Annotated in this window: 6 protein-coding genes; 3 read left to right on the top strand and 3 right to left on the bottom strand. The window is 70.6% G+C overall.

The features are described from left to right. Positions 1-221: outer membrane protein assembly factor BamE (gene bamE / locus ABNT58_RS04165; RefSeq protein ID WP_348752249.1), on the top strand; the 221-nt coding region annotated here is incomplete at its 5' end. Here bamE and ABNT58_RS04160 read toward each other — a convergent pair. Then, a complete protein-coding gene (locus tag ABNT58_RS04160) occupies positions 187-1,884 on the bottom strand; it encodes a SulP family inorganic anion transporter (RefSeq protein ID WP_348752248.1) in 1,698 nt (565 codons plus the stop codon). The two genes, bamE and ABNT58_RS04160, sit on opposite strands and share 35 nt — an antisense overlap. A gap of 227 nt (positions 1,885-2,111) precedes the next feature. On the opposite strand from ABNT58_RS04160, the gene ABNT58_RS04155 reads away from it, so the two are divergent. Further along, entirely contained in the window at positions 2,112-3,353 is a 1,242-nt protein-coding gene (locus tag ABNT58_RS04155) for an esterase-like activity of phytase family protein (RefSeq protein ID WP_348752247.1), read from the top strand. A 91-nt stretch (positions 3,354-3,444) separates the two neighbouring features. Here ABNT58_RS04155 and metG read toward each other — a convergent pair whose 3' ends face one another. Continuing rightward, the gene (metG, locus tag ABNT58_RS04150) at positions 3,445-5,487 is read right to left on the bottom strand and encodes a methionine--tRNA ligase (protein WP_348752246.1); all 2,043 of its coding nucleotides are present in this window, start codon (positions 5,485-5,487) and stop codon (positions 3,445-3,447) included. A gap of 287 nt (positions 5,488-5,774) precedes the next feature. On the opposite strand from metG, the gene ABNT58_RS04145 reads away from it, so the two are divergent. After that, positions 5,775-7,775, top strand: coding sequence for an Ig-like domain-containing protein (locus tag ABNT58_RS04145; RefSeq protein ID WP_348752245.1), 2,001 nt, complete (start codon positions 5,775-5,777; stop codon positions 7,773-7,775). A gap of 19 nt (positions 7,776-7,794) precedes the next feature. Here the strand turns inward: ABNT58_RS04145 and ABNT58_RS04140 are convergent. Further along, the coding region (locus ABNT58_RS04140; protein WP_348752244.1) for a glucan biosynthesis protein D at positions 7,795-8,847 on the bottom strand (1,053 nt) is incomplete at its 5' end.

Genomic DNA, 8,847 nt, shown 5'->3' with positions numbered 1-8,847 from the left:
ACTTCGAGCGGGTGCAGCCCGGCATGACGGCCGACCAGGTGCGCCGCCTGCTGGGCCGGCCCGCCCAGCAGCAGACCTATGCGCTCAAGCAGCAGACCGAATGGGACTGGCGCTGGCGCGACGGCCAGCAGCCCAAGGTGTTCAACGTGGTGTTCGATGCCGACATGAAGGTGCTGCGCAGCGCGGTCATGGACGATCCGCGGCTGATGTCGCCGGGTTGACCGGGCCGCCTGCCGCCGGCGCCAGCGCCGCCAGCGCCTCGGCCAGCGAGCCGGTCAGGCCGTCTTCGCCCAGCGCCGCGGCCAGCCCGCCGCGCTGCACCAGCGAGCGGGGCTGCTCGTTCAGCTCGGCCAGCAGCAGCCGCACGCCGCGGCGCTGCAGCACCCGGTGCAGCTGCACCAGCGCATCCAGGCCCGAGGCGTCCATCGACACCAGCCGCTGCATCTCCAGCACCACGGCGCGGGTGCCGGCCGGCACGCGGGCTTCCAGCTCTTCGATGCGGCCCACCGCGCCGAAGAAGAGCGCGCCGTACAGCCGGAACACCACCACGCCCGGCATGCCGGCGTTCATCGGCTCGGCCCGGAACAGCGTGCCCATGCGCCAGATGAAGAACACGCAGGCCGACACCAGCCCCACCTCCACCGCCACCGTGAGGTCGAACACCACGGTGAGCACGAAGGTGCCCAGCAGCGTGGTGCGGTAGCCCAGCGAAAACTGCCGCAGCCGAGCGAACTCATGCCACTCGCCCATGTTCCAGGCCACGAACAGCAGGATGCCGGCCAGCACCGCCAGCGGCACGTACAGCGCCAGCGGCGCGGCCAGCAGCACGATGAGCAGCAGCGCCGCCGCATGCACCATGCCGGCCACCGGCGTGGTGGCCCCGGCCCGCAGGTTGGTGACGGTGCGCGCGATGGTGCCGGTGGCCGGAATGCCGCCGAAGAAGGGGGCCACCACGTTGGCCACGCCCTGGGCCATCAGCTCCTGGTTGGGGTCGTGGCGCGGAAAGGCCGACTGGCCCAGGCTGTCTGCCACGCGGGCACACAGCAGCGACTCCACCGCGCCCAGCAGCGCGATGGTGACGGTGGGAATGAACAGCCGCTGCACCGTCTGCCAGCTGAAGTCGGGCAGCGCAAAGGTCGGCAGCCCCTGCGGAATGCCGCCGAAACGGCTGCCGATGGTTTCCACCGGCAGCGCCAGCAGCGTGGCCGCCAGCGTCAGCGTGACCAGCGCGACGATCTGCCCCGGCAGCCGGCCCGCGGCCTTGACCAGCGGCGGCACGTCACGTTTGAACAGCCGTGGCCACAGCATCAGCCCGCCGAAGCACAGCAGCCCCAGCACCAGCGCATAGGGGTTGAAGCTGGGCAGCGCGCCGCCCAGCGTGTGCAGCTGCGCGAAGAAGTCGGCCGGCAGCTTCGTGATCTTCAAGCCCAGCAGGTCGCGCACCTGCGACAGCGCGATCAGCACCGCGATGCCGTTGGTGAAGCCGATGACGATGTTCACCGGCACATAGCGCACCAGCGCGCCCAGCCGCAGCAGCCCCATCAGGAACAGCAGCACGCCGGCCAGGATGGTGGCAATCAGCAGATTGGCCAGGCCGTAGCGCTCGACGATGCCGTAGACGATGACGATGAAGGCACCGGCCGGCCCGCCGATCTGCACGTTGCTGCCGCCCAGCGCGGAGATGAGGAAGCCCGCGATGATGGCGGTGAACAAACCCGCCTCGGGCTTGACGCCGCTGGCGATCGCAAAGGCCATGGCCAGTGGCAGCGCCACGATGCCCACGGTGAGGCCGGCGCCGGCATCGGCGAAGAAACGGTCGCGCGTGTAGCCCTTCAGGCTGCTGACCAAGCGCGGACGAAAGCGGTGAAGCGGAAGCGGGGGCATGCGGTCTCCGGGGTGCTGCAGGAAAAAACGGGCCGGAAAGCCGCCGCCGGAGGACCGCAGTGGTGCACCCGCGCCATGAAGCGGCGGCGCCGGGAGGGCGGCAGCAGCGGCAGGGTGCGGAGTACCTCGGTCACAGCCCTGATTGTGCGCCGGCCCATCCGCTTTCATGTCCAGGTCATGCAGCGCGGCCAGCATGCGCGGTCGTCGTTTCAACCCCGCACAACACCATGACCGCATTCGCCTCGCTCATCCGTCCGCTGGCCGCCGCCGCGGCGCTGGCCTTTGCCACCTCGGCCGCGCTGGCCGCCGGCCCGCTGGACTACATCGGCCAGGCCACGCTGACCACCGGCACCGTGTTCGCCGGCACCCAGGTCGGCGGCCTGTCCGGCATCGACTACGACGCCGCCACGCAGAGCTACGTCGCCATCAGCGACGACCGCAGCCAGATCAACCCCGCGCGCTACTACCGCATGACGCTGGACGTGGCGCAGTTCCAGCGCGCCAACAACGCCAGCGGCGCCGGCGTGCAGTTCACCGGCGTGACCACCCTGCGCGACCTCAACGGCCAGCCGTTCGCGGCCAACGGCGTCGACCCAGAATCCATCCGCCTGGTGCGCGGCGCCAACGGCCCTTCGCTGCTCTGGACCAACGAAGGCCTGCGCAGCGGCAATACGTACCAGAACCCCACGCTGCGCCAGATGTACCTGGACGGCACGCCGATGCGCAGCTTCGAGGTGCCCACGGCCTACCTGCCGGCCGGCAGCGCCGCCGGCACCGCGGCGGGCGACCGCGGCATCCGCAACAACCTGGCCTTCGAGAGCCTGACGCTCTCGACCGACGGCAGCCGCGCCTACGTGGCCACCGAAGGCGCGCTGGTGCAGGACGGCCCGGCCGCTTCGCTGGCCGCCGGCAGCAACAGCCGCGTGGCGGAGTTCAACCTGGCCAGCGGCCAGCGCACCGCCGAGTACGTGTACCGCACCGACGCCATCGTCAACGCGCCCACGCCGGGCGGCTTTGCCGACAACGGTCTGGTGGAGATGCTGGCGGTGAGCGATGGCCGCTTCATCGCGATGGAGCGCTCGTTCGCGACCGGCATCGGCTACAACATCCGCCTGTACCTGACCGACACCGTGGGCGCCACCGACGTGGCCTCGCTGGCTTCGCTGCAGGGCGCCAGCTTCAGCGCGATGCGCAAGTCGCTGCTGCTGGACCTGGGCACGCTGCGCAACGACGACGGATCGGCCCTGGTGCTGGACAACGTGGAAGGCATCACCTGGGGCGCCGACCTGACCGGCCGCAAGACGCTGATGCTGGTGGCCGACAACAACTTCTCGGGCAGCGAGTTCACGCAGTTCATCGCGCTGGGTGTGAACGCCGACCTGGCCACCGCGCCGGTGCCCGAGCCGGGCACCTATGCGCTGATGCTGGGCGGCCTGGCGCTGCTGGGCGCCGCCGCTCGTCGGAGATGACTGCCCCCAAGCTCGCTACGCTCGCGCCCCCCCCGAGGGGGAGCGTTCCGCCTTGGGGCGGCCCGGCGGCGGAACCCGCGCTCGCTGAGCCTTACCGCACCCGCATGCCGGGTTGCGCGCCCGGGCCGGGCTCCAGCACGAAGATGCCGGGCTCGGCCTTCTCGTCGGCATGCGAGGCAGCCAGCACCATGCCTTCGCTGACGCCGAACTTCATCTTGCGCGGCGCGAGGTTGGCCACCATCACCGTCAGCTTGCCGATCAGGTCTTCCGGCCGGTAGGCCGACTTGATGCCGCTGAACACGTTGCGGGTGCGGCCTTCGCCCACGTCCAGCGTCAGCCGCAGCAGCTTGTCGCTGCCTTCCACGGCTTCGGCATTCACGATCTTGGCGATGCGCAGGTCGACCTTGCTGAAGTCGTCGATCTTGATCTCGGGCGCGATGTCCTCGCCGCCCGGCACCACCTTGGGCGCCGGCGGCGGGGCCAGCAGTTCCTCCAGCTGCTTCGTGTCCACACGCTGCAGCAGGTGCTTGAACTCGCCGATGCGCTCGACCTGCGAAGGGCCGATGCTGCGCTCGAAGCGCACGTTCAGGAACTGCGCCGCGCTGGCCGCGGTGGCCGGCAGCACCGGCGCCAGCAGGCGCGTCAGCAGCTCGAAGGCGCGGATCAGCGTGCTGCACACCTGGTGCAGGCGCTCGGCCTGCTCGGGCTTCTTGGCCAGTTCCCAGGGCTTGTTCTCGTCGGTATAGCCGTTGACCGCATCGGCCAGCGCCATGATGTCGCGCAGCGCCTTGCCGTATTCACGGTCGTTGAACAGCTGGCACAGCGCCGGCTGCGCCGCCACGATCTGGTCGTGGATGGCGGCATCCGCCGCCGGCAGCTCGGCCACCGGCAGCACCTGGCCGCCGAAGCGCTTGTTCAGGAAGCCCGCGGCCCGGCTGGCGATGTTGACGTACTTGCCCACCAGGTCGGAATTGACCCGCGCCACGAAGTCGTCGGGGTTGAAGTCCACGTCTTCCACCCGGCCGTTGAGCTTGGCCGCCAGGTAGTAGCGCAGCCACTCGGCATTCATGCCCAGCTGCAGGTACTTCAGCGGCGACAGGCCGGTGCCGCGGCTCTTGCTCATCTTCTCGCCGCTGAGCTGCAGGAAGCCGTGCACGTAGATGTGGTCGGGCGTCTTGCGGCCGCTGAAATGCAGCATCGCGGGCCAGAACAGCGTGTGGAAGTAGGTGATGTCCTTGCCGATGAAGTGGATCTGCTCCACCGCGGGGTCGGAGAAGAAGGCGTCGTAGTCGCGGCCGATCTTGCCGAAGTAATTTTTCAGCGAGGCCAGGTAGCCCACCGGCGCGTCCAGCCACACGTAGAAGTACTTGTCCTCGGTGTCGGGAATGCGGATGCCGAAGTAGGGCGCATCGCGGCTGATGTCCCAGTCGGCCAGGCCGCCGTGGCCATGCTCGTCCACCGCGAACCATTCGCTGATCTTGTTCAGCACCTCGGGCTGCAGGCGGCCGGCCGAGTGCGTCCACTCCTTCAAGAAGTCCAGGCAACGCTGCGACGACAGCTGGAAGAAGTAGTGCACGCTGGTCTTGAGCACCGGCACCGCGCCGGTCAGCGCCGAGTACGGGTTCTTCAGCTCGGTGGGCGAATACACCGCGCCGCACACCTCGCAGCTGTCGCCGTACTGGTCCTGGGCGCCGCACTTGGGGCACTCGCCCTTGATGTAGCGGTCGGGCAGGAACATGTTCTTCACAGGGTCGAAGAACTGCTCGATCGAGCGCTCGGTGATGAGGCCGGCCTTGCGCAGTGCGCGGTAGATGTCCTGCGCCAGCTCGTGGTTCTCGGGGCCGTCGGTGGAGTGCCAGTTATCGAAGGCGATGTGGAAGCCGTCGAGGTACTGCTGGCGGCCGGCCGCGATCTCGGCCACGAAGGCCTGCGGCGTTTTGCCCGCCTTCTCGGCCGCGATCATGATCGGCGCGCCGTGCGCGTCGTCGGCGCCCACGAAGTGCACTTCGTGGCCCTGCATGCGCTGGTGCCGCACCCAGATGTCGGCCTGGATGTACTCCATCATGTGGCCGATGTGGAAGGGCGCGTTGGCGTAGGGCAGGGCGGTGGTGACGAAGATTTTGCGGTGGGTCATGTGGTGCACGCCGGGGCATTGGGGCCGCCGGGGCGATCGGGGATTGTAGGAAAGCCCTGCCGGCCACGCCGGGCTGCGGCCGTGTCCTTCGGATGCAGGAGAAACCGGCCGTTGGCTCCTGCGCGCTGAGGATGCCAACACCGGGCGGGGCGGCCGAGAGTGCACGCCGCAGTAGCGGCCGGATGGACCGGCCGCACCGTCGCCAGGAGTACCCCATGCCTCACCAGCCTTGCCCGCCCGGCCGTCATGGCCCCTTGCCCTTCGCTCGCGCGCCGCGGCCGCGATGGATGCTCGCCACCTGCTGGGCCACGACCTGCCTGGTCGCCGGCCTGGCCGCCGGTTGCGGCGGCGACGGCGGCACCGCCAGCGTGCTGGACGCCAACGCCGACAGCGCCGCCACCGCCTGGAACACGCCGGTGACGGTGGACGTGCTGGCCAACGACACCAGCAACGAAGGGCCGGTGACCGTGGCCGCCGTCGGCAAGCCCGCGCATGGCAGCGCCCGCATGGTCGATGGCAAGCTGGTGTACACGCCCGATGCCGGCTGGTTCGGCACCGAGACCTTCAGCTACACCGCCAGCGGTGCCAGCATCCGCTCCGACGTGCCGGTGACCGTGGCCGTGCAGGCCCGCATGACCTTGAGCGGCACCGTGGCCGATGCGCCGCTGGCCAACGCGCCGGTGACGGTGGCCGTGGGCAAGACCAGCTTCAACACCACCACCGACGCCGCCGGCCGCTACCGCGTGGAGGTGACCGCCAACAACCAGGCCGACGTGGTGCGCATCGAAGCCACCGGCACCGGCGCCCAGGCTGCGGTGCGGCTGGTGGGCCTGGCCGGCAGCGCCGGCGAGGTGGCTGCGGGCGTCGACGCCAGCGGCCAGGTCACGGCCGCTGCCGCGCCGGGCCTGAACGTGTCGCACCTGAGCACCGCGGTGGCCGCACTGCTGTCGCGGCCGGCGGCCGGAGCGCCCGCCACCGGGGCTGCGCTGGCCCAGGCCCGCGACGCCCTGGGTGCCGATGCCGCGTTGATGGTGGCCACGGCACTGCGCCTGGTGATCGACGGCGGTGTGCCCTTGCCGGCGGGCAAGGCCGACAGCTGGGCCTTTGCGCGGGATGCGGCGGCGGTGCGCACGTTGCGCGACGACCTGCTGCAAAGCGACCAGGCCCGCTGGTACACGGCGTCGACCGACGCCTTGCTGGCGGCGCCAACGGCCGCCTTTGCCGGCCCCCGCGGCGACCCCATGAGCCTGGTGCTGTACGACGATGCCGGCGGCGGCGAACACTGGCTGCTGCGGGCCGACGGCACCGGCGTGGCCACGGCTGCCGACGGTCCGCATGCGCTGACCTGGGTGGTGCAGGACGGTGAACTGTGGCTCAGCTACGGCCAGCCGCTGGCGTCCGAGGGCTATGGTCCTTTGGACGCCGACGGCACCACCTACGGCCAGGTGCGCTTCGAGACCACCGGCCTGCAGCTGCAGCTGCTGGGCGGCAAGCTGGCGCGTGTGCAGCAGCGTGTGCGCCAGGTGGCGCTGGAAGGGCCGCTCACCGGCCAGACCATCAGCCCCGAAGCCGGCACCGGTTGGTACCTGCAGAGCCTGGCCAGCCGGCTGGACGCCTACCCCATCGCTGCCGCCGACCTGCCGGTGGGCAGCCGCTGGGCGGGGCCGGTGGTCAAGGAGGGCACCGAACGCTACGTGTCGCTGGACAGCGACGTGATGGCGGTGACCGCCGCCAACCAGGCCCAGCTGGCCTTCGCCAACGAAACCCGCAGCCTGAGCGTGGCCGACGGCAGCTTCGTGCTGAAGAACGCAGCCGGCGTGGAATGGCGCTACACCCGCCTGCGCCCGGCCAATGCGCAGGGCCTCGAAGCTTGGCTGGTCCAAGGCCGCATCGGCACGTCGCAAGCGTGGGCCGACGTCATCCCGATGGCGCCGCTGGCCAAGCTGTACACGCCGGTGGCCGCCGACATGGCGCAGGACTGGGTGACGAGCCTGGACTCGATGTACGGCAGCTACCACGTCGTGCTGCGCGCCGATGGCACGGCCAGCCGTGGTGGCACGGATGCCACCTGGTCGCTGCGGCCGGATGGGGAAGTGCGCCTGGTCCAGCCCTACTACGACAGCAACGAGTTGCTGATGCAGTGGTGGCCGGTGTCGCTGGCCGATGGTCGCCTGCTGGTGCTGCGGCGCCTGATCGCCGTGCCTGCCGGCACCGAACCCACGGCGGAGATGGCCGCCCAGGTCGGCCGCTACCTCCAGGCCTGGCAGGCCGCCACGCCGGGCAGCTGACCACCGCTCAGGTGGACCTTCAGCCGACGGCCCGCTCCCCCGCGGGCGGCGGCTGCAGCTGGTACAGCCAGGTCTCGGTCAGCGTGCGGTCGCCGCTGCGCAGGTACAGGCGCAGCGTGATCTGCTCGGTGCTGTCGTCGGGCGGCACCAAGTCGAACATCGCGCGGTAGCCGTTGATCGCTTCCAGCGGCCGCGCCGAGGTGATCTCCACCTTGCCGCGGCTGACGCTGATCACCGGCTCCACGGGGGCGCCGGCCGGCAGGCGGGCCAGCTCGCCGCCCGCGAAGTCGATGGCGAAGCGCCACGACCAGTAGGCACGCGGCCGGCCCACCACGCCGCCCAGGCCGGTGCGGGTGGCCACGCAGCGCGCCAGCGGCGGCTGCACCGGCGGCTCGGCGCCCCAGTGCAGCCGGTAGGCGAACAGCGCCTCCTGCCCCGGCACCAGCGGCTGCGCCGGGTTCCAGAAGGCGACGATGTTGTCGAAGGTCTCGTCCACCGTTGGTATCTCGGTCAGCTGCACCGAGCCCGCGCCCCAGTCGCCCTTGGGCTCCACCCACAGGCTGGGCCGGCGGTCGTAGAACACGCCGTCGTCCTGGTAGTGGTTGAAGTCGCGGTCGCGCTGCAGCAGCCCGAAGCCACGCGGCTGCCGGTCGGCAAAGGCATTGAAGGCCAGCGTGCGCGGGTTGGTCAGCGGCCGCCAGATCCATTCGCCGCCGCCGGTGTGCATCGCCAGGCCGTCGGAGTCGTGGATCTCGGGCCGCCAGTCGTTGGCCATGCGGCGGTCGTTTTCGCCCATCTGGTACATGCTGGTGCAGGGCGCGATGCCCAGCCGCTCGATGGCCTTGCGCGGGTACAGCGCCGCATCCACGTCCATCACCGTGGTGTCGCCGGGCGCGATGGCAAAGCGGTAGGCGCCGGCCACGCTGGGCGAATCCAGCATCGCGTAGACGACAACGGTGCCCGACGCCGGGTCGGGCCGCTCCAGGTAGAAGTCGGTGAAGTCCGGAAACTCCTCGGGCCGGCCCATCGCGGTGTCGATGGCCAGGCCCCGGGCCGACAGGCCGTACTGTTT

Origin of the sequence: uncultured Aquincola sp., assembly GCF_964001545.1 — a bacterium.
In the GTDB taxonomy this organism is placed as follows: Bacteria; Pseudomonadota; Gammaproteobacteria; order Burkholderiales; family Burkholderiaceae_C; genus Aquincola.
The sequence above is the reverse complement of the archived record's forward strand: the minus strand, read 5'-3'. Positions and strand labels throughout refer to the sequence as shown.